Source organism: Mesorhizobium sp. CA8, from assembly GCF_020164955.1.
Lineage (GTDB): Bacteria > Pseudomonadota > Alphaproteobacteria > Rhizobiales > Rhizobiaceae > Mesorhizobium.
On sequence record NZ_JAIUHG010000004.1, the window covers coordinates 194176 to 220626 of the forward strand.

Below are 26451 nucleotides of genomic sequence, written 5' to 3' on the forward strand. Positions count from 1 at the left end.
TTTGCCGACATCGGACCGCCGAAGAAATATTGGCGGAACCTTCCCGAGGCCTCGCTCATTCCAGATTGGATAGCAGGAGCAGACAGAGCCGCGTCAGAGATGATCGACCGGATGCCAACCACCCCAGCACCGCACCATGCCAAGGTGAAGGCCAAGCATTGGCCGACGCCCGAGCCGGCCGATGTGGTGGCGCCTGAAGCCGACGATATTCCGGAGTTGCGCGAAGAGGCGAAAGGCTGCCGCCGCTGCCCGCTTTGGCATGACGCAACGCAGACCGTCTTCGGCGAGGGACCGGAGAATGCCGATGTGATCTTCGTCGGTGAGCAGCCGGGCGACCAGGAGGATCTGGCCGGCAAGCCGTTCGTCGGGCCGGCAGGCAAGGTGTTCGACAACATACTGGGCGACGCCGAGATCGATCGCCGCAAGGTCTATGTGACCAATGCGGTGAAGCACTTCAAATTCGAACCGCGCGGCAAGCGGCGCATCCATTCGAAGCCCAATGCCGGCGAAATCCAGGCCTGCCGCTGGTGGCTGGACAAGGAGCTCGATCTCGTCAAGCCGAACCTCGTGGTGGCGCTCGGCGCGACGGCGGCGCAGTCGCTGCTCGGCAAGGCGGTGCCGATCACCAAGATGCGCGGCGATGTGATCGAGCGCGAGGATGGCTTGCGCGTGTTCGTGACCATCCACCCGTCCTTCATCCTGCGCATCCGCGATCGGGAGGACAAGGAGGCCGAGAAGGAGCGGTTTTTGCAGGATATGCGGAAGGTGAAGCAGCTGATGGCTGCTTGATGGGGGAGTGCTAGCCGCTTCTCTTTCGATCACTCATGCAATGCCGATTAAGCGGCGATCGTTCGCGCTGCCCCTCATTGCCCTGCCGGGCATTTCTCCCCGTACAGTGACAGGGAGAAAAAGCTGTCGCGCAGCGCTTCGCCAATCGCCAGCGCGGCGCGGCTATCGCCTTCTCGCGTTCACGGGGAGAAGGTGCCCACAGGGCGGATGAGGGGCAGCGCCTACGCTCGCGTAGATGACACGGCGTCGTCGTCTAACGGACTAGAATCGCCCTCAGATCATTCACATTCGTGCCTGTTGGCCCGGGCACGAACAGATCCCCGACCGCATTGAACGCCGTCCAGGCATTGTTGCCAGCGAGCATCGCCTTGGCGTCGACGCCTGCCGCGCGCATGCGCGCCACGGTCGAGCCGTCCGCGAAGGCGCCGGCATTGTTCTCCGAGCCGTCGATGCCATCGGTGTCGGCAGCCAAGGCATCGATGCCATTCACGCCGTCGATGCCGATGGCGAAGGCGAGCAGGAATTCGGAATTGCGGCCGCCCTTGCCCTTTGCCCGCAATGTCACTGTCGTCTCGCCGCCGGACAGGATCAGCACCGGCTTGGCGAAGGGGTGATTGCGCGTCGCCACCTCGCGGGCGATCGCGGCATGCACGCCGCCGACCTCACGCGCTTCGCCTTCGATGGCATCCGAAAGGATGACGGCCTCGATGCCTAGCCGCTTCGCTTCGGCGGCGGCGGCTTCCAGAGAGACGGCGGCCGAGGCGGTCAGGTGCACTTCGTTGCCGCCGAAGCGCGGATCGTCGGGGCGCGGCGCGTCCGCGGCCGGAGACTGGATATGCGCCATGACCGAGGCCGGCAGCTTCATGCCGTAGGCGGCGATCGAGGCCAGCGCATCCGCGCGGCTGCCGGTGTCGGGAACGGTCGGTCCCGATGCGACCAGCGCCGGATTGTCGCCCGGGATATCGGACACGACCAGCGATACGACCCGGGCCGGATGAGCGGCGGCGGCCAGGCGTCCGCCCTTGATGGTCGAGACATGCTTGCGGATGGTGTTCATCGCCGCGATCGGCGCGCCGGAGGCAAGCAGCGCCTCGTTGACGGCGATCTCGTCGGCAAGCGTCAGCCCCGGAGCCGGCGACGGCAGCAGGGCCGAGCCGCCGCCGGAAATCAGCGCCACGACCAGGTCGTCCGAAGTCAGCCCACGCACTTTCTCCAGCAGCCGGCGCGACGCCTCGAGACCGGCGGCATCCGGCACCGGGTGCGCCGCTTCGATGATCTCGATGCGCTCGCATCTGGCGCCATAGCCGTAGCGGGTGACGACTAGCCCATCGATGGGGCCATCCCAGACCTTCTCGAAGGCGGCGGCCATCTGCGCCGAGCCCTTTCCCGCGCCGATGACGACGGTGCGGCCCTTCGGCTTCGCCGGCAAATGATTGCGGATCGTCTTTTCCGGGTCGGCGGCGGCGACGGCGGCGTTGAAGATCGATGTGAGGAAGCTTTTCGGGTCGGTCATTTTTCTTCCGGCGGCAGCGCAAGCCCGCACGCATCGATGCCAAGATGGGCGCACAGCGCGTCGACCACGACGCCATGGTCCTCGCGCTCCGGCAAGCCGGAGACCGCGATGACGCCGATCACGCCGGCGCCCTTCACCGTGACCGGAAAGCCGCCGCCGGCCAGCACATAATCGGCAATGTCGAGCGCTTCGCCGACCTTGAACGTGCGGTCCGGGCGCTGCTGCTCCAGCACCAGGCGATAGGTGCTTCTCAGATAGCGCTTCACGACGTTGATCTTGCGCCGCGCCCAATCGGGATTTGACGCATTGGAACCCGGCATTGCGGCATAGAAGAGCGGCCGGTCGAAGGTCCTGATGTCGACGATGATCGGCAGGTTTTCCCTCAGCGCCCGGTCCCTGATGGCGAAACCTATCTTGAAGGCGACGGCCTCATCGAAAGCCGCAAAGACCAGCGTGGCTTCCTGTTTCTTGATCAGAGCGATGTCGTCGGCGGTGGCCATGTCTCGTTCTCCGAAAATCGACACCGTCGTTTGTACGACAACCTCTGTCCGGTCAAGCATTCGTCGCGGAGGCCCCCTCATCCGGCCGCTTCGCGGCCACCTTCTCCCCGGTCGGGTGAAGAGATGGGCGCCAGGCTCGGCGGCCCTCCTCTCCCCTCGGGGAGAGGTCGGATTGCCCCGAATTGCCGTTCGCAATTCGGTCAGCAATCCGGGTGAGGGGGTCACCCAGCCACAATCGCGCTCTTTGCCGGCCGCCCGGCCACATAGACCTCGCGCACGGCGCGGTCGTCGCCCAGCGTTTGCAGCAGGAAGAGCTCTTCCGCCAGCGTCTCCACGGTCTCCATCCTGAGCCGCATCCCCGGCGTCGCATGAGCATCGAGCACGACGATGTCGGCATCGGTGCCTTCCTCCAGCGTGCCGACCCTGTCGGCCACGGAAAGCGCCTCGGCATTGCCGCGCGTCAGCTGCCAGAAGGACTGGAACGGGTTGAGCTTCTCGCCGTTCAGCGCGATCACCTTGTAGCCCTCGTCCATGGTGCGCAGCATCGAATAGTTGGTGCCGCCGCCGACATCGGTCGCGGCGGCGATCCTGAGCGGCTTTTCGCGCCGGCGGTAGCGCTGATAGTCGAACAGGCCGGAGCCGAGGAAGAGATTGGAAGTCGGGCAAAACACCGCGACCGAGCCCGATTGCGACAGCGCATCCGCCTCGCGTTCCGACAGATGGATGCAATGGCCGAACAGGCTCTTCTTGCCGAGCAGGCCGTAATGCTCATAGACATCGGCGTAGTCGCGCGACCAGGGGTAAAGCTCCTGGGTGAAAGCGATCTCGGCGTGGTTTTCCGACAGATGCGTCTGCATGTGGAGATCGGGATGCTCGCGGCAGAGCACGCCGGCCATCTCCATCTGCTCGGGCGTAGAGGTGATGGCGAAGCGCGGCGTGATGGCATAGAGCTGGCGGCCCTTGCCGTGCCATTCGGCGATCAGCGCCTTGGTATCGTCATAGCCTGTCTGCGCCGTGTCGAGCACGCCGTCCGGCGCGTTGCGGTCCATCATCACCTTGCCGGCGATGTTGAGCATATTGCGCTCATGCGACTCGGCGAAGAAAGCCTCGGCTGAAGACTTGTGCACCGAGCAATAGGCGACGACGGTCGTAGTGCCCTGGCGCAGCATCTCGTCGAGGAAGACCCTGGCGATGCGGCGGCCATGCTGCGCGTTCTGGAATTTCGACTCTTCCGGAAAGGTGTATTTGTTCAGCCAGTCGAGCAGCTCGGCGCCGTAGGAGGCGATGATCTGCATCTGCGGCACGTGAACGTGGGCGTCGAGGAACCCCGGCAGGATCAGATGCGGACGATGGTCGATCGTCTCGACGCCGGCGCCCGCCTTCTTCAAGACCTCGGCAGAGGAGCCGGCTGCGGCGATCTTGCCGTTGTCGATCAGCAGCCCGCCATCTTCCTCGTAGCGCCAGGCGGAATGGTCGTCGACCGCTTCGGGCCAACGCAGGAAGGAGAGCGTGCGGCCGCGCAGAATTTTCGCTGTCATGCTTACTTTCCGGCGCCTTCGAACCAGGCGACCAGAAGGGCCCTTTCCTGGTCGGTGATCTGGGTGACGTTGGCGGGCGGCATGGCATGCGCCCGGCCGGCCTGGATGTAGATCTCGCGCGCATGCTCGGCGATGCGCTCGTCGGTGTCGAGCAGCACGCCCTTCGGCGCATGGTAGATGCCTTCATAGACCGGCTCTTGCGTGTGGCACATGGAGCAGCGGCCGAGCACAGTGTCGCGCACGGCCGGGAAATGCGCCGAGGCGATGTAGACCTGCGCTGCGGCGGAGGCGGCGGAGGTCTTCGGCTCGCCGGTCAGCACCTTCGGCACGGTCGACAACCAGATGATGATCATGAACAGCACGGCGGCGCCGAGCCAGGTCCAGGTCGGGTTGCCCTTCCTTGCATGTAAAGTGTTGAAATAGTGCCGGATCAGAACGCCGATGATGAAGACCAGCGAAGCAATGACCCAGTTGAACTGGGTGCCGAAGGCCAGCGGATAGTGGTTCGACAGCATCAGGAACAGGACCGGCAAGGTCAGGTAGTTGTTATGCAGCGAGCGCTGCTTGGCGATCTTGCCGTATTTCGGGTTCGGCTTGCGGCCGGCGATCAGGTCGGCGACGACGATCTTCTGGTTGGGGATGATGACCATGAAGACATTGGCCGACATGATCGTGGCGGTGATGGCGCCGAGATGCAGGAAGGCGGCGCGGCCGGTGAAGAGATGCGTCAGCCCCCAGGCGATGAACACCAGCACGCAATAGAGCACCAGCATCAGCCCGGTGTCGCTTTTGCCGAGCGGCGAGCGGCAGAGCAGGTCATAGACGATCCAGCCGACGCCGATGGTGGCCAGCGACAACAGGATGCCGACCGGCACCGAGATGTTGAGCACGTTGGGATCGATCAGGAAGAGGTCGGCCCCGGCGTAATAGACCACGCAGAGCATGGCGAAGCCCGACAGCCAGGTGGCGTAGGATTCCCATTTGAACCAGGTGAGGTGCTCCGGCATCTCGGCCGGCGCGACCAGATATTTCTGGATATGGTAGAAGCCGCCGCCATGCACCTGCCACTCCTCGCCGAAGGCGCCGGCGGGCAGGCCGGGACGCTGGCGCAGGCCGAGGTCGAGGGCGACGAAATAGAAGGACGAGCCGATCCAGGCGATGCCGGTGATGACATGCAGCCAGCGGACGGCGAAGCTCAGCCAGTCCCAGAAAATCGCGAAATCCGTCATTGCACTCGTCCCTGCCGATGAGAGCGACTTTACGGTCTGGCGCGCAAACGAAAAGAGGCGAGGTGCGCGATGACTTTCAAAAAAAAATGGAAAATACTAGGGTTGCCCAAGGTGTGTGAGGATTCAGGTCAGGCCGAGCCGAAAACGGCGGGTTTCGAGAACCGGAGCGAGCGTAGTTGAAGTACGTGAGCACCGGAAGCGCAGGAGCCCGGCGTTTTGCAGGCCATCACCTGAATCTCCACACGCTTCGCGCAGCCGTTCAAGAGCCACGAACCCGCATGGCCTATCTCGACAACATTGCCGTCTTCGTCCGTGTCGTCGAGCTCGGCAATCTGTCGGCCGCGGGGCGCGACATGCGCATTTCGCCGGCGGTCGCCTCCAACCGCATCAAGGAGCTGGAGAAGCATCTGGGCGTGAGGCTGTTCAACCGCACGACAAGGCAGTTGATGCCGACCGAGCACGGCACGGTGTTCTACACCGGCGCCAAGCAGGTGCTGGATGCGATCACCGAAGCGGAAGCCGCGGTTGCAGCACTTTCCGGCCAACCGCGCGGCACGATCAGGGTTACGGCACCGCTCGGCCTCGGCCGCCGCCTGATCGCTTCCGGCATTCCGGATTTCCATGACAAATACCCCGATATCGAGGTGCGGCTGAGACTCTCCGACCACAATGTCGACATCATGAAGGAAGGCATCGACGTCGCCTTCCGGCTCGGCATCATCGAGGATTCCAGCCTCAGGATGCGCGGCATCATGGAATGCGAGCGCGTGCTGGTGGCGGCGCCGAAATATCTGGAAGCGCGCGGCGAACCGGCGGAGCCGCAGGAACTGGTCGGCAAGAAGCACGACTGTCTGATGCTGCGCTATGCCGGCGCGCGCGAATTCGTCTGGACCTTGCAGACGCCGGGCGGCGTGCAGAAACTCGAGGTGCATGGCCCTTACGACACCGACGACGGCGACGTGCTGACCGGCTGGGCGCTGTCGGGGCGCGGCATCATCAACAAGCCGCGCTTCGAGGTCGAGCCCTTCATCCGCGACCGGCGGCTGAAGGTGATCCTGCCCCAGGCGCCGCCGACACCGGTGCAATTCGCCGCCGTTTATCCGCACAAGAAGCTGCAGGACCCGAAGGTGCGGCTGCTGCTCGACTTCATGGCCGACCGCTGCCAGCGGCTGATCAAGGATATCTTGGCTGGGAAGTAAGGGGTACCAGCGTTGCGGCGGGATCGGCCGAAGTCTCCGTGACGTCGTCATCAACGGGCGAGCGACGCGAAGCGGAGCGCAGGCCGAGGAAGCCGCCCGTCTAGAGTTTGGTTTTTCGCAATTCCGGACGGAAGGCTACGGCGAAGGCGCGGAGTCTAGCCGCAGCGCACTTTTCCTGGAATGGCTTCGGATCAATCCATCAGCCGCGCCGTGCCCGACACCCTGATCGAGCTGCCGGGCGCCGGTGGAATATCGGCATGAAGGCGCGAGCGCATCCCCATATCCTCGCCCTGGACGATGTCGATGGCGCCGCGATGCGGCCAGCCGAGATCACGCAGATAGCCGGCAAAGGCAGCGGTCGCGGCACCCGTCGCCGGGTCCTCGTAGACGCCGCCGGACGCGAAGGGATTGCGCGTGTGAAAGAGGCGCGGTGTCTCGGCATAGGCAAGCAGGATGGTGACCAGGCCTTCGCGCCGCATGAAGGACTGGCCTTGCTTCAAGTTATAAGCCATCGCAGCCAACGTCTCGCGCGACTTCAGCGCCAACACCAGATGATCGGCGCCGCCGTGGATGAGCGCCGGCGGGATGGCGGGATCGAGATCGCCCGGCTGATAGCCAAACAAGGCGAGAACCTCCTCGACCAGTTCGGCCGACGCAGGCCTGCTGCGCGTCGGTGGCGACTGCAACGCGGCGACAAAGTTGGCGCCATAGCGAAACCCTTCGACGGTGATGTCGGCCTGGTTGAGGGTCAGCCTGAAAATTCCGTCGCCGAATTTCCTGACCAGCGCCGTGCCGAGCGCGATCGTGGCATGGCCGCAGAACGGCACTTCCGACTCCGGCGAAAAATAGCGCACGCGCCAGCTGTCGCCCTCGGGCGCCGCGAAGGCAGTTTCGGAAAAACCGATTTCGGCCGCGACGCGCTGCATGTCGGCCGCATCCGGCAAGGCCCCGCCGATCATCACTCCGGCGGGGTTGCCGCCGCTGTTCCCGTCCGAAAAGGCTGCGATCTTCAATACGTCCATGTTCCTGACCCCGTTGTCCCGCGAGGCGCAACAAACACGTTTCGAGCCGCTTTGGGAAATGAAGAAACCGGCAAGCAGCGGTGAACGCCACTCACACCTGCAATCGGGATGGTGCGCTTCAATCCGATGGGGAACGAAATTCGACCCACCGCCGTTTTGACAGTTGGCGGTCGTTCGGGCCGCCTTCAGCTCTCAGCCAATCGATCCAGCCGCGACAGGAGTCGACCATGGACGCCATCGTCACCAAGAACGACCTCAAATCCGATGCCAGGAAGGAATCGATCGATCTGCTCAACGCCAGGCTCGCCGACGCCATCGACCTGGCGCTGATCACCAAGCAGGCGCATTGGAACGTCAAGGGTCCGCAATTCATCGCCATCCATGAGATGCTGGACGAATTCCGCGAGGAGATCGACGGCCATGTCGACATCATCGCAGAACGCGCCGTGCAGCTCGGCGGCACCGCGCATGGCACCTCGCAGGAAGTGTCGAAGGCGACCAGGCTGAAGCCTTATCCGACCGACATCCACAAGACCAAGGATCATCTGGCCGCGCTGATCGACCGCTATGCCACGGCCGCCAAGCTCGCCCGCGAAGCAATTGACGAAGCCGACGACGCCGGCGATCGCGATACGGCGGATATCTTTACCGCCTATTCGCGCTCGCTCGACAAATTGCTGTGGTTCCTCGAGGCGCACACGCAGGAAAAGGAATAGCCAGACTTTCCTTGCGCAGGCGGTTGAATCAGCCGGCCATCGCCTTGTCAGCGCCGGCTGAGCTTGGCGCTTCCGCGGCCTGCGACACCAGCGCCGTCATGATCTCGGCGGCAGCAAGCGCTGCGATCACCGGCGGGCGCTTGTCCTTCACCGCATTGCCGCCGATCGGCGAGATAAGCCGGCCAAACTGCGCTTCGCTGCCCTCGGCGGATTTCAGGAACCAGTTCCTAAAGGTTGCCTTCTTGGTCTTCGAGCCGATCATGCCGACATAAGCGCTGTCGTCGCGCTTCAGCGCCTCGGCGACGATCAGGAAATCCAGCGCATGATCATGGGTCAGGACAGCGAAGGCCGATCCGGCCGGCGCCTCGCGTATCACGGCTTCAGGCATTGGCGTCAACCGCGTCTCGACCGTTTCCGGCATGCCTTCCAGCGCTTCGGATCGGGTCTCGACGACGACCACATGGATCGGCAGCAATGCCAGCGACGCGGCCAGCGCCTGGCCGACATGGCCGCCGCCGAAGAGATAGACATACGGCAGATGCGCTTCTTCCGATTCAGCCTTGGCGATCAGTTGCTGCTCCAGCGAGGCATCGACGAGGCGGATCAGCACCTCGACGCGGCCGCCGCAACATTGGCCGATTTCTGGCCCGAGCGGGACGTCAAGCGTGGCGGCGGCGGAGCCGCCGGGTGGGGTCGCCCGCGCAGTGCTCCGCGCTTTGGCGGTGCCTTCTGTGACGTCCCCCTCTGGCCGCTTCGCGGCCATCTCCCCCTCACGGGGGGAGAGCATCTGCCGCGCCTTGTCGATCGCCATGTATTCGAGCTGGCCGCCGCCGATCGTGCCGAAAATGGCCGATGCCGAGACAAGCATGAAGGCGCCGGCCTCTCGCGGAGTCGAGCCCTTGGTGGCCGCCACTTCGACGAGAGCGACCCGGCCAGTTTGGCCGAGAAATGCCTTCAGGCTTTGCGCGTTCGAGTCCATCGTCTGCATTCCCAGATCGTGATGGCGTTTCGTTGAATCGCCCTCACGATCTAACTCTTTATTGGAGCATGATCTTTCTCCGAAACCCGGTTCCCACTTTTCGGGATCATGCTCTAGCGCCGAAATATAGTGTTTTTCGGCCCGAATTGCACGTTTTAAGCCGGCTTCACCGCTTCCCGCTTCAATCGCTCGATCGCCATCAGCACGCGTTCCGGCGTCGCCGGAGCATCGAGACGTGGACAGATCTTGTGATCCGCGACGCTCGCAACCGCGTCCGACAGCGCATGCAGCACCGACATGCCGTGGGGCAGCGGCGGCTCGCCGACAGCCTTGGAGCGGTGGATGGTCGGCTCATAGGCCGACGACCAGTCGGTCAGCTTGACGTTGAAGATCTTTGGCCGGTCAGACGCGAGCGGGATCTTGTAGGTCGACGGCGCATGCGTGCGCAGCCGGCCGCCATTGTCCCACCAAAGCTCCTCCGTCGTCAGCCAGCCCATGCCCTGGATGAAGCCGCCCTCGACCTGGCCGAGGTCGATCGCCCGATTCAGCGAACGGCCGGCGTCGTGCAGGATATCGGTGCGCTCGACGACATATTCGCCGGTCAGCGTGTCAACCGAGACCTCCGAGCACGCCGCGCCATAGGCGTAATAGTAGAAGGCATGGCCGCGCCCCTTGCTGCGGTCCCAATGGATCTTCGGCGTCTTGTAGAATCCGGCCGCCGAGAGCTGGATGCGGTTGATATAGGCCTGCTTGACCAGATCATTGAAGGCCACTTCCTGGTTGCCGATGCGCACCCGGTTGGGCAGGAACACGACCTGGTCGTGCGGCACCTGATATTTATCGGCGGCGAAATCGGTCAGCCGCTTGCGGATCTGGCGGGCGGCGTCCTGCGCTGCCATGCCGTTGAGGTCGGCGCCGGAAGACGCGGCCGTCGGCGAGGTGTTCGGCACCTTGGCGGTGGTGGTGGCGGTGATCTTGACCCGGTCGAGGTCGATCTGGAACTCCTCGGCCACGACCTGCGCCACCTTGAGATGCAGGCCCTGGCCCATCTCGGTGCCGCCGTGGTTCATATGGACCGAACCGTCGGCATAGACATGCACCAGCGCGCCGGCCTGATTGGCCTCAGTCTTGGTGAAGGAGATGCCGAACTTGACCGGTGTCAGCGCCAGGCCGCGCTTGATGAAGCGGCTGTTGTTGTTGAAGGCGCTGATCTCACGGCGGCGGCGCGCATAGTTCGCGCTTTCCTCCAGCTCGGCGACGATGCGCTGGATGATGCAATCCTCGACCTTCTGGTGGTAGGGCGTGACGCTTCGCTCGCCGATGGCCTCCATCGGATCGTAGAAATTGAGCTTGCGGATCTCGAGCGAATCCTTGCCGACGGCGAAGGCGACCTCGTCGATGACGCGCTCCGCGCCGGCCATGCCCTGCGGCCCACCGAAGCCGCGGAAGGCGGTGTTGGAAACTGTGTTGGTGTAGAGCGGCGCCGACTTCGCATGCACCGCAGGATAGAAATAGGCGTTGTCGCAGTGGAACAGCGCGCGGTCGCCGACCGGACCGGAGAGGTCGGCGGAGAAGCCGCAGCGCAGCGCATAGGTGAAGTCGACGCCCAGGATATTACCCTCGTCGTCGAAGCCGACCTCGTAGTCGATGGCGAAGTCGTGCCGCTTGCCAGTGGCGGTCATGTCCTCGTCGCGGTCGAGCCGGATCTTCACCGCGCGCTTGAGCTTCTTGGCGGCAACGGCGGCGATCGCGGCGCACTGGTTGGCCTGCGTTTCCTTGCCGCCGAAGCCGCCGCCCATGCGGCGCACTTCGACTGTCACCGCATGGCTCGGCACGCCGAGCGCATGGGCAACCAGATGCTGCGTCTCGCTCGGGCCCTGCGTCGAGCAATAGACGATGACCTCGTCGTCCTCGCCGGGGATCGCCAGCGAGACCTGGCCTTCGAGATAGAAATGGTCCTGGCCGCCGAGCCACATGCGGTTCTTGATGCGGCGCGGTGCGGCGGCAATCGCCGCAGCCGCATCGCCGCGCTTCAGGATCAACGGCGTGGTGACCTGCTTGTCGTTGACCGGGTCAAGATTCCAGATGTCGATGACGGCCGGAAGCTCGTCATATTCGATCTTGGCAAGCCGCGCGGCGCGGCGCGCCTCCTCGCGCGTCTCGGCAACCACGGCGAAGATCGGCTGGCCGTAAAACTCAACCTTGCCTTCGGCGAGCACCGGATCGTCATGCATGTTGCTCGGCGAAACATCGTTCTCGCCGGGCACGTCGGCATGGGTCAGCACATCGACCACGCCCGGCGCCGACCGCACCGCCGACAGGTCGATGCTTTTCAACGCGCCATGCGCGACCGTGGAGAGGCCGAGGCCGATATGCAGCGTGCCGGCAGGCTCCGGCATGTCGTCGATATAGACGGCGGCTCCGCTGACATGCTTGTGCGCGGAATCGTGCCGCTGGTCGGTGGCCACACCGCCGGCGATCTTTTCCGCCTTGAGATTGGGAGTGGCGTGCTTGTTCATCAGGCCGCCTCGTTGCGCGAGACCTGGAACGGCGCCTTCGTTCCGGTCGTCTCGATGTAAAAGCGCAGCAACAAGTTTCTCGCCGCCAGCGCCCGGTATTCGGCGGTCGCGCGCATGTCGGTCAGCGGCGTGAAGTCGCTGGCATATTCGGCCATCGCAGCCTCCACCGTCTCTTCGTTCCAGACCTTGCCGATAAGCGCCTTCTCGACCGCAGTGGCGCGCTTCGGCGTCGCGGCCATGCCGCCATAGGCGATGCGGATGTCAGCCACCGTGCCGTCCTTGGCCAAGGTCAGGTAGAATGCGCCGAGCGTCGCCGTGATATCCTCGTCGCGCCGCTTGGTGACCTTGTAGACGGCAAATTTTTCGCCTCGCGTCGGCACCGGAACATGCACTGCTTCGACGAACTCGCCGGGCTGACGGTCCTGCTCGCCATAGGCGATGAAGAAGGTTTCGAGCGGTATGGTGCGGCGCGCCTCACCCTTGCGCAGCGTGAGCTGCGCGCCGAGCGCGATCAGCGGTGGCGGCGTGTCGCCGATCGGCGAGCCGTTGGCGATGTTGCCGCCGATCGTGCCCATGTTGCGCACTTGTTCGCCGCCGATGCGGTCGACCAGCGGTCCCAATGCCGGAATGCGCTTCGACAGCGTCTCGAAGGCCTCGGTGTAGGTGGCGCCGGCGCCGATGGTGATGACGCCATCCTTCTCCAAGATCGTGCGCAGGCCGTCGAGACCGCCGATGAAGATCGCCGGCGAGATCTCGCGCATATGCTTGGTGACCCAGAGACCGACATCGGTCGAGCCAGCGATGATGGTGGCGCCCGGCTCTTTCTCGAGCAAGGCGGCGAAATCGTCGACGCTGGCCGGCACGATCAATCGCGCCTTGCCCAACCCGATCTCGACCCTGGCGCCATCGCGCAGTGCCTTCAGCCGTGCGGTGATGTCCTCGCGCTCCGCGGCCAGCGGATCCTTAGCCGCCTCGCCATAGCTCGAAATGGCATGCGCGGCGCGCATGATCGCTTCATAGCCGGTGCAGCGGCAGAGATTTCCCTGTAGCGCCTTTTCGATCGCGGCGTTGGACGGATCGGGGGTCCTCATCCAGAGCGCATAGAGCGACATGATGAAGCCCGGCGTGCAGAAGCCGCATTGCGAGCCGTGGAAATCGACCATCGCCTGCTGCACCGGATGCAGTTTTTCGCCGTCGCCGCACAGATGCTCGACGGTGACGACATGGGTGCCGTCGAGCGAGCCCATGAAGCGGATGCAGGCATTGACGCTCTCATAGACGAGACTTTCGGCGGAGAGCTTGCCGACCAGCACCGTGCAGGCGCCGCAGTCGCCCTCGGCGCAACCTTCCTTGGTGCCGCGCAGCGAGCGGTTGAGCCGCAGCCAGTCGAGCAGGGTCGCATCGGGCGCGACGTCGGTCAGCGCCACGTCGGCGCCGTTCAGGATGAAGCGTATGTCGTTGCGGATCTCTGGCATGTCTCAGCTCCCCCGATAGGTCGAGTAGCCATAGGGCGAAATCAAGAGCGGGACATGGTAGTGCCGTTCTTCCGCCATGCCGAAGCGGATCGGCACGACGTCGAGAAAGGCGGGCTCAGGCAGCTTGGCGCCCTGGCCGCGCAGATAATCGCCGGCGGCGAAAACCAGCTCATATTCGCCGGTGCGGAAATCGGCGCCGGCAAGCAGCGGCGCATCACAGCGGCCGTCATCGTTGGTGGCGACGGTCTTGAGATGCGTGCGGTTCCCGCCCTCGATGCGGAACAGCCCGATCGACAGACCCTTTGCCGGCCGACCGGTCGCGGTGTCGAGCACATGGGTCGTCAGGCGCCCGCCATCGGCTTTCGAGGTCTCTGCCACTGGCCGCCTCCCATCCCGGTACAGTTTCAGGTCAATTGTGCGCCAATTAAAGGCGATGCATAAGCCCCGGTCGAGCGGAGTGCGGCAAAAAGCACTTTCAAAAATTTTCGGGGGAATGCAGCAGCACCCCTTTCGATATCTTCAATGCAACAATCGGCAGGAGCGGCGATGCGTTACGAACGGGACATGCGCGGTTACGGGGCCAATCCGCCGGATCCGAAATGGCCCGGCGGCGCACATGTCGCGGTGCAGTTCGTCGTCAACTACGAAGAAGGCGGCGAGAACTGCGTGCTGCACGGCGACAAGGCTTCGGAGGCCTTCCTGTCGGAGATCGTCGGCGCGGCGCCCTGGGTCGGCCAGCGCCACTGGAACATGGAATCGATCTATGAATACGGCGCCCGGGCCGGCTTCTGGCGGCTCTACCGGCTGTTCACTGAAGCGCAGGTGCCGGTGACCTGCTACGGCGTCGCCACCGCCCTCGCGCGCTCGCCCGACCAGGTCGCGGCGATGCAGGAGGCCGGCTGGGAAATCGCCTCGCATGGCCTGAAATGGATCGATTATCGCGACCACGCGGCCGAAGACGAGAAGCGCGATCTCGAAGAGACCATCAAACTGCATTACGAAGTGACCGGCGCGCGGCCGACCGGCTGGTATACTGGCCGCACTTCGGTGAACACCGTGCGGCTCGTCGCCGAGGAAGGCGGCTTCGACTACGTTTCCGACACCTATGACGACGAGCTGCCCTACTGGTTCGACCGCGACGGACTGGAGAAGCCGCAGCTCATCATCCCTTACACGCTCGACGCCAACGACATGCGTTTCGCGACGCCGCAAGGCTTCAACTCCGGCGACCAGTTCTTCGCCTATCTGAAGGACAGCTTCGACACGCTCTACGCCGAGGGCAAGGCAGGGCGGCCGCGCATGATGAATATCGGCCTGCATTGCCGGCTGGTCGGCCGTCCCGGACGAGTGGCGGCATTGAAGCGCTTCGTCGACTATGTGAAATCGCACGACAAGGTGTGGCTGACACGGCGCATCGACATCGCCAAACACTGGCGCGAAACGCACCCCTACGAGGCGCCGGCGCTGCGGCCCTCGCGGATGGGGTTCGAGGAATTCGTGCATGCCTTCGGCGGCGTGTTCGAGCATTCGCCCTGGATCGCCGAGCGCGCCTACGAGCTGGAGCTTGGACCCGCGCATGACAGTGCCGGCGGCCTGCACAACGCGCTCTGCCGCATCTTCCGCGCAGCGACGGAGGCCGAACGGCTTTCCGTGCTCAACGCCCATCCGGACCTCGCCGGCAAGCTGGCGTCGGCCAAGCGGCTGACGCCGGAATCGACCAAGGAGCAGGCCTCCGCCGGGCTCGACGCGCTGACCGACAAGGAGCGCGAGCTGTTCTCGAAACTCAACGCCGCCTATGTCACCACCTTCGGCTTCCCCTTCATCATCGCGGTCAAGGGCAAGACCAAGGACGAAATCCTCGCGGAGTTCGAGGCGCGGATCGGCAACAGCCGCGGCACCGAGTTGGAAATCGCCTGCAAACAGGCCGAACGCATCGCGCTGCTTCGCCTGAAAGACATGCTCCCGCAATAACGCCAGGGATCCCCATGGATATGATCAAGACCGCCGAGCGAACCTATTACGCGCCGCAGGGGGGCCATCCCGGCCAGAACGAGCTGTTGACCGGCCGCGCCGTCTTCACCGAGGCCTATGCCGTCATTCCCAGGGGCGTGATGCAGGACATCGTCACCAGCCCGCTGCCGTTCTGGGACAAGACGAGGGCCTGGATCATCGCAAGGCCGCTCTCGGGCTTCGCCGAGACCTTCTCGCAATATATCGTCGAGGTCCTGCCGGGGGGCGGCAGCGACCGGCCCGAACTCGACGCCGGCGCCGAGGGCGTGCTGTTCGTCGTCGAGGGCGAGCTCACCGTTTCGCTTGCCGGCAAAAAACATGTGCTTGCCCCCGGCGGCTTCGCCTTCCTGCCGCCGGGGAGTGGCTGGACCGGGCGCAACGGGAGCAGCAGCGCCGTTCGCTTCCACTGGATCCGCAAGGCCTATGAGGCTGTCGACGGCCTTGACGCGCCGGAAGCGTTCTTCTCGAGTGACCAGGACGTCGCGCCGAGCCCGATGCCGGGCACCGAAGGGCGCTGGGCAACGACCCGCTTCGTCGACCCAGCCGATATGCGCCACGACATGCATGTCACCATCGTGACGCTGAAGCCCGGTGCGGTCATCCCCTTCGCCGAGACCCATGTCATGGAGCACGGGCTCTATGTGCTGGAAGGCAAGGCGGTCTACCGCCTCAACCAGGACTGGGTCGAGGTCGAGGCCGGCGATTTCATGTGGCTGCGCGCCTTCTGCCCGCAGGCCTGCTATGCCGGCGGCCCCGGCAATTTCCGCTACCTGCTCTATAAGGACGTCAACAGGCATGCCAGGCTTGGCGGCTATCTTGGGGGCAAGGCGCGGTGAGCCGCATCGTCGCCCGACCGCTGACTCGTGAGAACTTCGCGCCCTTCGGCGATGTCATCGACATGGGCGGCGACAACCGCTACCCGATCAATGGCGGCAAGGCGATGCGCTATCACGACCTCGCCACCGCCGAGGCTGCGGGCCCGAACGCGCGCGTGCTGATCTCGATGGTGCGCGGCACGCCCTATGAGATGCCGCTGAAGCTCACCATGGTCGAGCGCCATCCGCTCGGCAGCCAGGCATTTATCCCGCTGTCGCCGCGGCCGTTCCTGGTGGTCGTCTGCCATGACAGCGAGGATGGGCCGGGCGAGCCGCATGCCTTTCTCACCGACCCAAGGCAAGGCATCAACTACCGCCGCAATCTCTGGCACGGCGTGCTGACGCCGATCGGCGAGGAACAGGATTTCCTCATCGTCGACCGCGGCGGCGACGGCTCCAATCTCGAGGAATTTTATTTCTCGCATCCTTACGAGATTCACCTTCCCTGAAAGCTCGCAACTTCCATGACCGACATTTCGCTGATCGACCGCCTGCTCGACGTGATCGAGCACGACATCGTGCCGAAGACGGTGCAAGGCGTTGCCCATGGCAACAAGCTGTTCGGCGCCGCGATCCTCAGGAAGGACGACCGGTCGCTGGTGCTGGCCGAGACGAACAACGAGATGGAAAATCCGCTCTGGCATGGCGAGGTGCACTGCCTGAAGCGCTTCTACGAGATGCCCAAGGCGGAGCGCGTCGACACCAAGGATGCGCTGTTCGTCGCCACGCACGAGCCCTGCTCGCTCTGCCTGTCGGCGATCACCTGGACCGGTTTCGACAATTTCTACTATCTCTTCAGCCACGAGGATTCGCGCGACAGTTTTGCCATCCCGCATGATCTGAAAATCCTGAAAGAGGTCTTCACCCTGGATCCAGGCGGCTACAACGCCGAGAACGCCTATTGGAAGAGCTTTTCCATACGCCGGCTGGTCAGGGCTTTGCCCGAGACTGAGCGCAAGCAGCTGGAGGCTCGGATCGGCAGGATTGCGGCGCGTTATGACGAGCTGTCGGACGCCTATCAGGCAAGCAAGGCCGACAACGACATCCCGCTGAACTGACGCCGGCTTTCCCGATCTTGAACTGCCACCTTTATGGTGGCATATTGGGTTATGGAGAAACGCAGGCCCCACTTACGATCTTGGGGCGATCAAGACGACGTTTGGGTCTGCCGATACGCTGGCGATCACCATGTCCCAGCGCGCGATCTGATCCTCTATGTGAAATTTCAGGCGGATGTCGTGACTGAATTCACGGTTGTGGCATTCAAGGAGAAATAGCCGTGGCAAGAAAAGAGAGGCCTGAAACGATGACCTCCCCGGAAACGGGAGAGACGCTGACGCGCGGGTTTCGTCCATTCGCCGTGACCTACAAAGGCGAGAGCATGACGGTCGACCTGCCCGGCTATTATCCAGCTTCGGATGGCGAGAGCGTGCATGTCGGGGACGACATGGCTGCCGTCGATGCCGCTCTGCGCATTCTCAAGGAAAAGATCGACGGCGTGCCGGCGCCAGAAACTATCCGGCGCATGCGCGCAAAGCTAAAGCTGTCGCAGCGCGAGGCGGGTTCCCTGTTCAAGGTCGGAGAGAATGCTTTTGACAAATATGAAAGAGGCCTCATCGAGCCGAGTGGGCCGACCATTCAGTTGATGACGCTGCTCGAGAAACATCCCGAATTGCTCGACGAATTGCGCTAACGACCCAGGTCGCATTTTTTGATGCTCCAGTCGCGAATGGCGATTGAAAGTCGCGACGCCGCGGAGCGTTATGCACGCCATGAAAACCGTCACCGAATTTCCCCGCAAGGTCGTCGAGTTTCCCGACATGGGCATCGTCATGCCGGATGGTTGCCGGCTCTCGGCGCGCGTCTGGATGCCGGAGGACGCGACCGACGATCCGGTACCCGCGATCCTTGAGCACCTGCCCTACCGCAAGCGCGACGGCACCATCTTTCGCGATCAGCTCACCCATCCCTATTTCGCCGGCCACGGCTACGCCTCGATCCGCGTCGACATGCGCGGCAATGGCGATTCCGAAGGGCTGATGGACGACGAATATTCCGAGCAGGAATTGCAGGACGCCTGCGACGTCATCGCCTGGGCGGCCGCGCAGCCCTGGTGCAACGGCAATGTCGGCATGATGGGCATTTCCTGGGGCGGCTTCAACTGCCTGCAGGTGGCGGCGAAGCAGCCGCCGGCACTGAAGGCGGTGATCAGCCTGTGCTCGACGGTCGACCGCTATGCCGACGACATCCATTATAAGGGCGGCTGCCTGCTCTTGGAAAATTTCGGCTGGGCCTCGACGATGCTGTCCTATTCGTCGCGGCCGCCGGATCCCGCGATCGCCGGCGGCAATCGCTGGCGAGACCTGTGGCTTAGCCGGCTGGAGAACCAGCCCTTCCTTCTGCCGCTCTGGCTCAACCACCAGCATCGCGACGCCTATTGGAAACGCGGCTCGATCTGCGAGGATTTTTCGGCGGTGAAAGCGGCCGTGCTGTCGATCGGCGGCTGGCATGACGGCTACCGCAACACGATCTCCAATCTGGTCACCAACATCCAGTCGTCGGTCAAAGGCATCGTCGGTCCCTGGATCCACAAATACCCGCACTACGCCGGACCCAAGCCGGCGATCGGCTTCCTGCAGGAGGCGCTGCGCTGGTGGGACCGCTGGCTGAAGGGGGCGGAGACCGGCGTCGAGGCCGATCCGGATTACCGCGCCTATGTCATGGACAGCGTGCGGCCGGCGCGCTGGCACCCGGAACGGCCGGGCCGCTGGGTGGCGGAGCAGCAATGGCCGTCGCCGAACGTCAAGATCGAGGCGATCGGACTCATTCCCGACGGCGCCAAGCCCTCGATCGTCGCTTCACCGCAGACCTGCGGCCTTGCCGGCGGCGAATATTTTCCCTTCACCTTCGGGCCGGAACTGCCGGGCGACCAGCGCCCCGACGATGCGCTGTCGGTGTGCTTCGACCAACCGCAGCTCGGCGAAGCGATCGACATCGTCGGGGCGCCGGAGCTCGAGGTCCGGCTTGCCTCCGATCGGCCGCAGGCCAACGTCGCGGTGCGGCTTTGCGACGTGCATCCGGACGGTGCCTCGGAGCTGATCTCCTATGGCGTGCTCAATCTGACCCACCGCAGCTCGCACGAATTTCCCGAACCGTTGGTTCCCGGCGAGTCGGTTTCGGCGCGCGTCGTGCTCGACCAGTGCGCCTACCGGGTGCCGGCCGGCCACAAATTGCGCGTCGCCGTTTCGACCGCCTACTGGCCGATGATCTGGCCTTCGCCGGAGCCGGTGCGGCTTGATCTCGCGCAGGCGACGCTAAAGCTGCCGCTGCGCCCACCGGCGAAAGGCAATGAAGCTTCGTTCCCAGAGCCGGAAGGCGCGACGCCGTGGGCGACCGAGACGATCCGGCCGGCGAATTCCGAACGCCATGTCGACCGCGACGAGAAGACCGGCCTGGTCACGCTTTCCATAACCGACGATTTCGGCGCGGTGCGTGACCTCGACCACGGACTGGTCAATGGCAGCATCGTGCGCGAGACATGGACGATCCATCCCGACGACCCGCTGTCGGCCACCGGGGCCACGCATTGGACGCAAACATTGTCGCGCAATGAATGGTCGGTGCGGACCGAAACCTTTGCCGGGATGCGATCGGACGCCGCAAACTTCATCGTCAACGCCAGAATCGAGGCCTATGAGGGCGAAAAGCTGGTCTTCGAACGCGACTTCGAGCAGACGATTCCCCGCTCCATGGTTTGAGCCGAAGCAAGATTGGTCCAATTGCGACGTACGATTTACGCCACGGTATGTCGTATTCGGTCTTGCCTGCCGCTTTCCCTTGCGGTCATTATCTCCTCCAATAGCAAGAAACGACCATAAGGTCGGATACCCAGAGTGAGGAACCATAATGTCTAACGAACTCGACTATCTCAGCCGGCGAGTCGCGGCCGGAAAACTTAGCCGTCGCGACTTTCTCGGTCGCGCCGCCGCGCTCGGCGTAACCGCTACCTTTGCCAACTCCCTGCTCTCCAGCGCCGTGCGCGCTGCCGGCCCGGTCAAGGGCGGCACGCTGAAGGCCGGTCTGGTCGGCGGTGAATCCACCAACAGTCTCGATCCGGCCCTGTTCATGACCCAGGTGCCTTTTGCCTTCGGCAAAATGTGGGGCGAATTGATCGTGGAGCTCTCGCCCGACGGCAAGCTGGAGAACCGCATCGCCGAGGAGATCGGCTCTTCGGACGACGCCAAGGTCTGGACGCTGAAAATCCGCGACGGCATCGAATTCCACAACGGCAAGACAGTTACCGCAGAAGACGTCGCTGCCACGCTTGAGCGTCATTCGGACGAGAAGTCCAAGTCCGGCGCGCTGGGCTACATGAAGGGCATTGACACCATCAAGGTCAACGGCAAGGAAGTCGTGCTGACGCTGAAGGAGCCCAACGCCGACCTCCCCTACCTCCTCAGCGACTATCACCTGATCGTGCAGCCGAACGGCGGCAAGGACAAGGCCGATGCGGGCATCGGCGCCGGTCCGTACAAGGTCAAGGTCAATGAGCCCGGCGTGCGCCATGGCGGCGAACGCTTCGCCAATTACTGGCAGGGCGACAAGATGGGCCACGCCGACCAGATCGAAATTATCGTCATCAACGATGCAACGGCGCGCACGGCCGCCCTGCAGGGCGGCCAGGTCAACATGATCAACCGCGTCGAGCCGAAGATCGTCGATCTGATCAAGCGCGTGCCTGGCGTTACCATCCGCAACCACTCCGGTCCGGGCCACTACGTGTTCATCATGCATTGCAACACGGCACCCTTCGACAACAACGATCTCAGGATGGCGTTGAAGCTGGCGATCGACCGCGAGGAGATGTTGAAAAAAGTGCTGCGCGGCTACGGCTCGCTCGGCAACGATTTCCCGATCAATGCCTCGTACCCGCTATTCACCGAGATCGAGCAGCGCAAGTACGATCCGGACAAGGCCAAATTCCACTACAAGAAGTCCGGCCATGACGGCGCCGTGCTGCTCAGGACCTCGGATGTCGCCTTCCCCGGCGCTGTCGATGCATCCCAGCTTTTCCAGCAGAGCGCCGCCAAAGCCGGCATCAAGATCGAGCTCAAGCGAGAGCCCGGCGACGGCTATTGGAACGAAGTCTGGAACAAGCAGCCCTTCTGCGCCTCCTATTGGGGCGGCCGGTCTACACAGGACCAGATGTACTCGACCGCCTATCTGTCGACCGCCGACTGGAACGACACGCGTTTCAAGCGCCCGGACTTCGACAAGATGGTGCTGGCCGCGCGCGCCGAGCTCGACGAGGCCAAGCGCAAGGCGATGTACCACGACATGGCCGTCATGGTGCGCGACGAAGGCGGCCTGATCCTGCCGATGTTCAATCAGTTCATCGACGCGACAGGCCCCAAGGTGGCGGGCTGGGTGGAGGATCCGCATCAGGAGCTTTGCAACGGCTACGCGCTGGCGAAGTGCTGGCTCGAAGCCTGAGCACGGCCTTGCGGAGATGTCCTCACCCATCGTGAAACTGGTGGCCCAGCGCATTGCGCTGGGCATCCTCCTTCTGCTGGCCGTTTCGGTCCTGATCTTCGCCGGCACGCAGATTCTGCCCGGCGACGTCGCGCAAGCCATCCTTGGACAATCGGCGACCCCGGAGTCGCTGGCCAATCTGCGCGAGCAGCTCGGGCTCAATCAGCCTGCCTATATCCGTTACTTCCACTGGCTGGGCGGCGTGCTGACCGGCGATCTCGGCACCGCCATGTCGAGCGGCCAGGACATCGCGACATCGATCAAGGAACGGCTGTGGAACACGCTGTTCCTGGCCTTCTGGGCGGCCATCGTGGCTATCCCGCTGGCGATCACGCTTGGGCTGATCGCGGTGCGTTACCGCAATGGCTGGGTCGACAAGCTGATCTCTGGCGTGGCGCTTGCCTCGACCTCCTTCCCGGAGTTCTTCATCGGCTATCTGCTCGTCTTCTACTTCGCGGTCCAGCACCAGTGGTTCCCGGCCATCTCGACCGTCTATGACGGAATGTCTTTGGGTGAGCGCCTGCAGGCCATCGCGCTGCCTGCGGCAGCGCTGACTCTGGTGGTGCTCGCCCACATGATGCGCATGACGCGCGCGGCGATCCTCAATGTCATGCAGTCGGCCTATGTCGAGACGGCGGAACTCAAGGGGCTGTCGGCCGCTGCCGTTATCCGCAAGCATGCCTTCCCGAACGCGATCGCGCCGATCATCAACGTCGTCATGCTCAACCTTGCCTATCTGGTGGTCGGCGTCGTCGTGGTCGAGGTGATCTTTGTCTATCCAGGCATGGGGCAATATCTGGTCGACCACGTCACCAAGCGCGACGTGCCGGTCGTGCAGGCGGTCGGCCTGATCTTCGCCGCTGTCTATATCACCCTCAACATCGTCGCGGACATTGCGGCGATCGTCGCCAATCCGCGACTCAGGCATCCGAGGTAGGGGGCGGCCGATATGCTCGATATCAGACGCATCCCCCTGCCGTCGCTGGCCGGCCTGGTGCTGACCGCGCTGTTCGTGCTGGCGGCAATATTCGCGCCCTTGATCGCGCCGCACGGCAACGCCGAGATCGTCGGCGATGTGTGGGAGCCGATGTCGGCCGCGCACTGGCTGGGCACCGACAATCTCGGCCGCGATCTGTTGTCGCGCATGATCTACGGCGCCCGCATCACGCTGTTCATCGCGGTGCTGGCGACGGCACTGTCCTTCTCGCTCGGCGCCATTCTCGGCTTTTCGGCGGCGGTATTCGGCGGCTGGTACGACACGATCCTGTCGCGGCTCGTCGACCTCCTCATGTCGATTCCGACGCTGATCATGGGCCTCGTCGTGCTTTCGGTGCTGCCGTCGAACCTGGTGACGCTGATCCTGGTCATGGGCATCCTCGATTCGACCCGCGTCTATCGACTGTCGCGCGCGGTCGCCGTCGATATCAACGTCATGGACTATGTCGAGGCGGCGAAGCTGCGTGGCGAAGGCAGCGGCTGGATCATCTTCCGCGAGATCCTGCCCAATGCGCTGTCGCCGCTGGTCTCGGAACTCGGACTGCGCTTCATTTATGCCGTGCTGTTCCTGTCGACACTGTCCTTCCTCGGCCTCGGCGTGCAGCCGCCGGATGCCGACTGGGGCGGCATGGTCAAGGAGAATAAGGACGGCATCGTGTTCGGGATTCCGGCGGCGCTCATCCCGGCGGCGGCGATCGCGGCACTTGCGATCTCGGTCAATCTCGTCGCCGACTGGGTGCTCAATCGCACGACAAGCCTGAAGGGAGGACGCGGCTGATGGTTGACGGCAAAGCAAAGTCCGGTCCTCTCCTCGACATCCGCAACCTGCGCATCGAAGCGACGGTCTATCCGCCGGGTGAAGCACCGAGGACCATTACGCTTGTCCACGACGTCTCGCTGACGCTGGAAAAGGGGAAGGTGCTTGGGCTGATCGGCGAGTCCGGCGCCGGCAAGTCGACCATCGGCCTGTCGTCGATGGGCTATGGCCGCGGCGGCGTTCGGATTACCGGCGGCGAGGTCATCCTCAACGGCCGCGACATACTGAAAGGCGGCAAGGAAGGCCTGCGCAAGCTGCGCGGCCGCGAAGTCTGTTATGTCGCCCAGTCGGCTGCGGCGGCCTTCAATCCGGCGCACCGGCTGATGGACCAGGTGGTGGAGGCTACGCTCCTGCACGGCACCGCGACCCGCGCCGAGGCCGAGAAACGCGCCGTCGCCCTGTTCAGGAAGCTCAGCCTGCCCAATCCCGAAACGATCGGCCAACGCTTCCCGCACCAGGTGTCGGGCGGCCAGCTGCAGCGTGTGATGACGGCGATGGCGCTGTGCTCGGAGCCGGACCTGATCGTCTTCGACGAGCCGACGACGGCCCTCGACGTGACGACGCAGATCGACGTGCTGTCAGCGATCAAGGATGCCATCCGCGACACGCATGTCGCGGCCCTTTACATCACCCACGACCTGGCCGTCGTGGCGCAGGTGTCCGACGAAATCATGGTGCTGCGTCACGGCCGGCTGGTCGAATGGGGCGGCACCCGCCAGATCATCAAGGAGCCGCGCCAGGAATACACCAACGCCCTGGTCTCGGTGCATGAGATCGAACACCAGGAACAGCAGCCGGGCACGGCGCCGATGCTGTCGGTGAAGAACGTGACGGCCGCCTATGGCGGCGGCCACGTCAAGGTGCTGAAGAACGTTTCGGTCGACATCTTTCCGGGCCAGACGCTGGCCGTGGTCGGCGAGAGCGGTTCCGGCAAATCGACGCTGGCGCGCGCCATCACCGGTCTCTTGCCGCCCGAGCAAGGTAGCGTCGTCTTCGACGGCCGCACGCTTGCCAACAGGCTCGCCGACCGGCCGAAGGAGGACCTTCGCCAGCTGCAGATGATCTACCAGATGGCCGACGTGGCGATGAATCCGCGCCAGACGGTGGGCACCATCATCGGCCGGCCGCTGGAGTTCTATTTCGGCATGAGGGGACGCGAACGCGACAAGCGCGTCGCCGAGCTGCTTGACGAGATCGAGATGGGCAAGGGCTTCATCGATCGCTATCCGGCCGAGCTTTCCGGTGGCCAGAAGCAGCGCGTCTGCATCGCCCGCTCGCTCGCCGCCAAGCCGAAGCTGATCATCTGCGACGAGGTGACCTCGGCGCTCGATCCGCTGGTCGCCCACGGCATCCTCAAGCTCTTGCTCAACTTGCAGCAGATCGAGAAGGTGGCCTACCTCTTCATCACCCACGACCTCGCGACAGTGAAGTCGATCGCCGATTCGATCGCGGTGATGTATCGCGGCGAGGTGGTGCGCTACGGCTCCAAGAGCAAGGTTCTGACGCCGCCCTTCGACGCTTACACCGACCTTCTGTTGTCCTCCGTTCCCGAAATGGAGATCGGCTGGCTGGAGAAGGCCATCAAGGGACGGCGCATGGAAAGCGCTGGAAACTGACTGAATTCCCGCAGAACTGTTAAGCGGCTTTCCGCACGGAGGAGCGTCGCCGCTAACACCAAGAAGGTGGGTGGCTGGGTGAAGAACCCCAATGGCGAGATGACGGACGGCTACGCGCTCTGCGAGTGCTGGCTGAACGCCTGATATCAGGCTATCCAAAGCAGCGCCGGGTGTCCGCGCGATGCACGGCGCTTCCGTTTCGAAAAACAACCACAGGGACGTCCCGTGCCGCTCAAATCCAAACTGCTGCTCATCATCCTCGACGGCGTGCCCTACCGGAACTGGCGCCGCCTGATGGGCAATCTGGAGGGCTGGGCGCAGTCGGGCGAGGCGCAGGTGTGGAAGATGCGCTCCGTGCTGCCGTCGACGTCCGCCTGCTGCTACGCCTCGATTCACACCGGTGTCACGCCTCAGGTGCACGGCATTCTTACCAACGAGAACCGCTTTCGCGTCACGCAGCCGGACATTTTTTCGGAAGTGAGCAAGGCCGGCGGCAAGACGGGCGCCGTGACCCATTCCTACTGGTCGGAATTCTTCCGTTCGTATCCGTTCGACCTTATCGAGGACATGGAGTTCGACGAGCCGGGCGGGCCGATCACGCATGGCCGCTTCCACACCATGACCGGCTACAATCTCAAGAACCAGATGACGCCAAGCGACGTCGACCTGTTCGCGACGCTGACGATGCTGAACAAACGCCATGGCATCGATTACGGCATCCTGCACACCTGCACGCTGGACTCGATGGGCCATCGCTTCGGCCATGACTGCCACGAGATGGATCATGCCTGCTACGCGATGGACGGCATGCTCGCCGCCTTCCTGCCGCAATGGCGCCAAGCCGGCTATGAAGTGATCGTGACGGCCGACCATGGCCAGACCGATCGTGGCCACCATGGCGGCCATGACGATGAGATGCAGGATTTCGCGCTCTATTATTTCGGACCCGCGAAGGGGCCTGAGGCCGACACGCTGCTCGACCAGCTGCAGCTCGCACCGACAGTGCTGAGCCGGCTTGGGGTGACGATACCGGAGACGATGGGGGCCAAGGCGTTTTTGGGGTGAGGCGCGGCCTTGCCTTCTCCCCTTGTTGTGGGAGAAGGTGTCGCCGAAGGCGACGGATGAG

General features: G+C 63.8%; 23 protein-coding genes. 14 read left to right on the plus strand and 9 right to left on the minus strand.

All coding sequences use genetic code 11. From position 1 onward, the window contains the following. The first annotated feature begins 57 nt into the window (after window positions 1-57). Window positions 58-789, plus strand: coding sequence for a UdgX family uracil-DNA binding protein (locus tag LB553_RS06755; protein ID WP_318011483.1), 732 nt, complete (start codon window positions 58-60; stop codon window positions 787-789). A gap of 253 nt (window positions 790-1042) precedes the next feature. Here LB553_RS06755 and LB553_RS06760 read toward each other — a convergent pair whose 3' ends face one another. From LB553_RS06760 to LB553_RS06775, 4 genes are all read right to left on the minus strand, one after another. Further along, on the minus strand, window positions 1043-2302 hold the full coding sequence (locus tag LB553_RS06760) for a glycerate kinase (RefSeq protein ID WP_224511748.1): 1260 nt from the start codon (window positions 2300-2302) through the stop codon (window positions 1043-1045). Beyond that, the gene (locus LB553_RS06765) at window positions 2299-2802 is read right to left on the minus strand and encodes a heme-degrading domain-containing protein (RefSeq protein ID WP_224511749.1); all 504 of its coding nucleotides are present in this window, start codon (window positions 2800-2802) and stop codon (window positions 2299-2301) included. The genes LB553_RS06760 and LB553_RS06765 overlap by 4 nt, the downstream gene beginning before the upstream one ends. A 221-nt stretch (window positions 2803-3023) precedes the next feature. Then, window positions 3024-4340, minus strand: a complete 1317-nt coding sequence (gene guaD, locus LB553_RS06770) for a guanine deaminase (protein ID WP_224511750.1) — start codon at window positions 4338-4340, stop codon at window positions 3024-3026. Between the two features lie 2 nt (window positions 4341-4342). Then, entirely contained in the window at window positions 4343-5569 is a 1227-nt protein-coding gene (locus tag LB553_RS06775; protein ID WP_224511752.1) for a urate hydroxylase PuuD, read from the minus strand. 278 nt (window positions 5570-5847) lie between these two features. Between LB553_RS06775 and LB553_RS06780 the strand changes: the two genes are divergently transcribed. Continuing rightward, on the plus strand, window positions 5848-6768 hold the full coding sequence (locus tag LB553_RS06780) for a LysR family transcriptional regulator (RefSeq protein WP_224511754.1): 921 nt from the start codon (window positions 5848-5850) through the stop codon (window positions 6766-6768). A 191-nt stretch (window positions 6769-6959) separates the two neighbouring features. On the opposite strand, the gene LB553_RS06785 is transcribed toward LB553_RS06780, so the two are convergent. Next, window positions 6960-7790, minus strand: a complete 831-nt coding sequence (locus tag LB553_RS06785) for a PhzF family phenazine biosynthesis protein (RefSeq protein ID WP_224511756.1) — start codon at window positions 7788-7790, stop codon at window positions 6960-6962. A gap of 227 nt (window positions 7791-8017) precedes the next feature. Here LB553_RS06785 and dps point away from each other — a divergent pair, with 227 nt between their 5' ends. Continuing rightward, window positions 8018-8506: a DNA starvation/stationary phase protection protein Dps gene (gene dps, locus LB553_RS06790; RefSeq protein WP_224511757.1), complete on the plus strand. Its 489-nt coding sequence runs from the start codon at window positions 8018-8020 to the stop codon at window positions 8504-8506. A gap of 28 nt (window positions 8507-8534) precedes the next feature. On the opposite strand, the gene xdhC is transcribed toward dps, so the two are convergent. The 4 genes from xdhC to uraH all read right to left on the minus strand — a co-directional run bounded on the left by xdhC (window position 8535) and on the right by uraH (window position 13857). After that, on the minus strand, window positions 8535-9485 hold the full coding sequence (xdhC, locus tag LB553_RS06795; RefSeq protein WP_224511872.1) for a xanthine dehydrogenase accessory protein XdhC: 951 nt from the start codon (window positions 9483-9485) through the stop codon (window positions 8535-8537). Between the two features lie 155 nt (window positions 9486-9640). After that, window positions 9641-12004, minus strand: a complete 2364-nt coding sequence (gene xdhB, locus LB553_RS06800) for a xanthine dehydrogenase molybdopterin binding subunit (protein WP_224511758.1) — start codon at window positions 12002-12004, stop codon at window positions 9641-9643. Beyond that, the gene (gene xdhA, locus LB553_RS06805; RefSeq protein ID WP_224511759.1) at window positions 12004-13479 is read right to left on the minus strand and encodes a xanthine dehydrogenase small subunit; all 1476 of its coding nucleotides are present in this window, start codon (window positions 13477-13479) and stop codon (window positions 12004-12006) included. The genes xdhB and xdhA overlap by 1 nt, the downstream gene beginning before the upstream one ends. A 3-nt stretch (window positions 13480-13482) precedes the next feature. Continuing rightward, complete coding sequence (gene uraH / locus LB553_RS06810) at window positions 13483-13857, minus strand: hydroxyisourate hydrolase (protein ID WP_224511760.1); 375 nt, start codon at window positions 13855-13857, stop codon at window positions 13483-13485. Window positions 13858-14025: 168 nt separating this feature from the next. Here uraH and puuE point away from each other — a divergent pair, with 168 nt between their 5' ends. The 11 genes from puuE (at window position 14026) to LB553_RS06865 (ending at window position 26390) form a co-directional block, all read left to right on the plus strand. Then, window positions 14026-15450: an allantoinase PuuE gene (gene puuE / locus LB553_RS06815; protein WP_224511761.1), complete on the plus strand. Its 1425-nt coding sequence runs from the start codon at window positions 14026-14028 to the stop codon at window positions 15448-15450. A 14-nt stretch (window positions 15451-15464) separates the two neighbouring features. Continuing rightward, entirely contained in the window at window positions 15465-16325 is an 861-nt protein-coding gene (locus tag LB553_RS06820) for a bifunctional allantoicase/(S)-ureidoglycine aminohydrolase (protein ID WP_224511762.1), read from the plus strand. After that, window positions 16322-16813 (plus strand): ureidoglycolate lyase, encoded by a 492-nt coding sequence (locus LB553_RS06825; protein WP_224511763.1) that lies wholly within the window; start codon window positions 16322-16324, stop codon window positions 16811-16813. The genes LB553_RS06820 and LB553_RS06825 overlap by 4 nt, the downstream gene beginning before the upstream one ends. A 15-nt stretch (window positions 16814-16828) precedes the next feature. Beyond that, window positions 16829-17422, plus strand: a complete 594-nt coding sequence (locus LB553_RS06830; RefSeq protein ID WP_224511764.1) for a nucleoside deaminase — start codon at window positions 16829-16831, stop codon at window positions 17420-17422. 248 nt (window positions 17423-17670) lie between these two features. Beyond that, window positions 17671-18057 carry a type II toxin-antitoxin system MqsA family antitoxin gene (locus LB553_RS06835; protein ID WP_224511873.1) on the plus strand — a complete coding sequence of 129 codons (387 nt, stop codon included), beginning with the start codon at window positions 17671-17673 and terminating at the stop codon, window positions 18055-18057. A gap of 79 nt (window positions 18058-18136) precedes the next feature. Beyond that, complete coding sequence (locus LB553_RS06840; protein ID WP_224511766.1) at window positions 18137-20122, plus strand: CocE/NonD family hydrolase; 1986 nt, start codon at window positions 18137-18139, stop codon at window positions 20120-20122. Between the two features lie 148 nt (window positions 20123-20270). Further along, the gene (locus LB553_RS06845) at window positions 20271-21857 is read left to right on the plus strand and encodes an ABC transporter substrate-binding protein (RefSeq protein WP_224511768.1); all 1587 of its coding nucleotides are present in this window, start codon (window positions 20271-20273) and stop codon (window positions 21855-21857) included. A 16-nt stretch (window positions 21858-21873) separates the two neighbouring features. Next, the gene (locus tag LB553_RS06850) at window positions 21874-22833 is read left to right on the plus strand and encodes an ABC transporter permease (protein ID WP_224511770.1); all 960 of its coding nucleotides are present in this window, start codon (window positions 21874-21876) and stop codon (window positions 22831-22833) included. Between the two features lie 12 nt (window positions 22834-22845). Beyond that, complete coding sequence (locus LB553_RS06855) at window positions 22846-23670, plus strand: ABC transporter permease (RefSeq protein ID WP_224511772.1); 825 nt, start codon at window positions 22846-22848, stop codon at window positions 23668-23670. Next, on the plus strand, window positions 23670-25325 hold the full coding sequence (locus LB553_RS06860; RefSeq protein ID WP_224511774.1) for an ABC transporter ATP-binding protein: 1656 nt from the start codon (window positions 23670-23672) through the stop codon (window positions 25323-25325). Before LB553_RS06855 ends, LB553_RS06860 begins: the two co-directional genes overlap by 1 nt. 225 nt (window positions 25326-25550) lie before the next feature. Next, window positions 25551-26390: an alkaline phosphatase family protein gene (locus LB553_RS06865; protein WP_224511776.1), complete on the plus strand. Its 840-nt coding sequence runs from the start codon at window positions 25551-25553 to the stop codon at window positions 26388-26390. Window positions 26391-26451 lie beyond the last annotated feature (61 nt).

Coding starts and splice junctions, on each gene's coding strand:
- LB553_RS06775 (WP_224511752.1), bottom strand. CDS start 5,569: ATGACGGATTTCGCGATTTTCTGGGACTGGCTGAGCTTCGCCGTCCGC.
- dps (WP_224511757.1), top strand. CDS start 8,018: ATGGACGCCATCGTCACCAAGAACGACCTCAAATCCGATGCCAGGAAG.
- guaD (WP_224511750.1), bottom strand. CDS start 4,340: ATGACAGCGAAAATTCTGCGCGGCCGCACGCTCTCCTTCCTGCGTTGG.
- LB553_RS06785 (WP_224511756.1), bottom strand. CDS start 7,790: ATGGACGTATTGAAGATCGCAGCCTTTTCGGACGGGAACAGCGGCGGC.
- LB553_RS06855 (WP_224511772.1), top strand. CDS start 22,846: ATGCTCGATATCAGACGCATCCCCCTGCCGTCGCTGGCCGGCCTGGTG.
- LB553_RS06840 (WP_224511766.1), top strand. CDS start 18,137: ATGAAAACCGTCACCGAATTTCCCCGCAAGGTCGTCGAGTTTCCCGAC.
- puuE (WP_224511761.1), top strand. CDS start 14,026: ATGCGTTACGAACGGGACATGCGCGGTTACGGGGCCAATCCGCCGGAT.
- LB553_RS06860 (WP_224511774.1), top strand. CDS start 23,670: ATGGTTGACGGCAAAGCAAAGTCCGGTCCTCTCCTCGACATCCGCAAC.
- xdhC (WP_224511872.1), bottom strand. CDS start 9,485: ATGGACTCGAACGCGCAAAGCCTGAAGGCATTTCTCGGCCAAACTGGC.
- LB553_RS06780 (WP_224511754.1), top strand. CDS start 5,848: ATGGCCTATCTCGACAACATTGCCGTCTTCGTCCGTGTCGTCGAGCTC.
- LB553_RS06850 (WP_224511770.1), top strand. CDS start 21,874: ATGTCCTCACCCATCGTGAAACTGGTGGCCCAGCGCATTGCGCTGGGC.
- LB553_RS06845 (WP_224511768.1), top strand. CDS start 20,271: ATGTCTAACGAACTCGACTATCTCAGCCGGCGAGTCGCGGCCGGAAAA.
- xdhA (WP_224511759.1), bottom strand. CDS start 13,479: ATGCCAGAGATCCGCAACGACATACGCTTCATCCTGAACGGCGCCGAC.
- LB553_RS06830 (WP_224511764.1), top strand. CDS start 16,829: ATGACCGACATTTCGCTGATCGACCGCCTGCTCGACGTGATCGAGCAC.
- xdhB (WP_224511758.1), bottom strand. CDS start 12,004: ATGAACAAGCACGCCACTCCCAATCTCAAGGCGGAAAAGATCGCCGGC.
- LB553_RS06765 (WP_224511749.1), bottom strand. CDS start 2,802: ATGGCCACCGCCGACGACATCGCTCTGATCAAGAAACAGGAAGCCACG.
- LB553_RS06760 (WP_224511748.1), bottom strand. CDS start 2,302: ATGACCGACCCGAAAAGCTTCCTCACATCGATCTTCAACGCCGCCGTC.
- LB553_RS06820 (WP_224511762.1), top strand. CDS start 15,465: ATGGATATGATCAAGACCGCCGAGCGAACCTATTACGCGCCGCAGGGG.
- LB553_RS06835 (WP_224511873.1), top strand. CDS start 17,671: ATGACCTCCCCGGAAACGGGAGAGACGCTGACGCGCGGGTTTCGTCCA.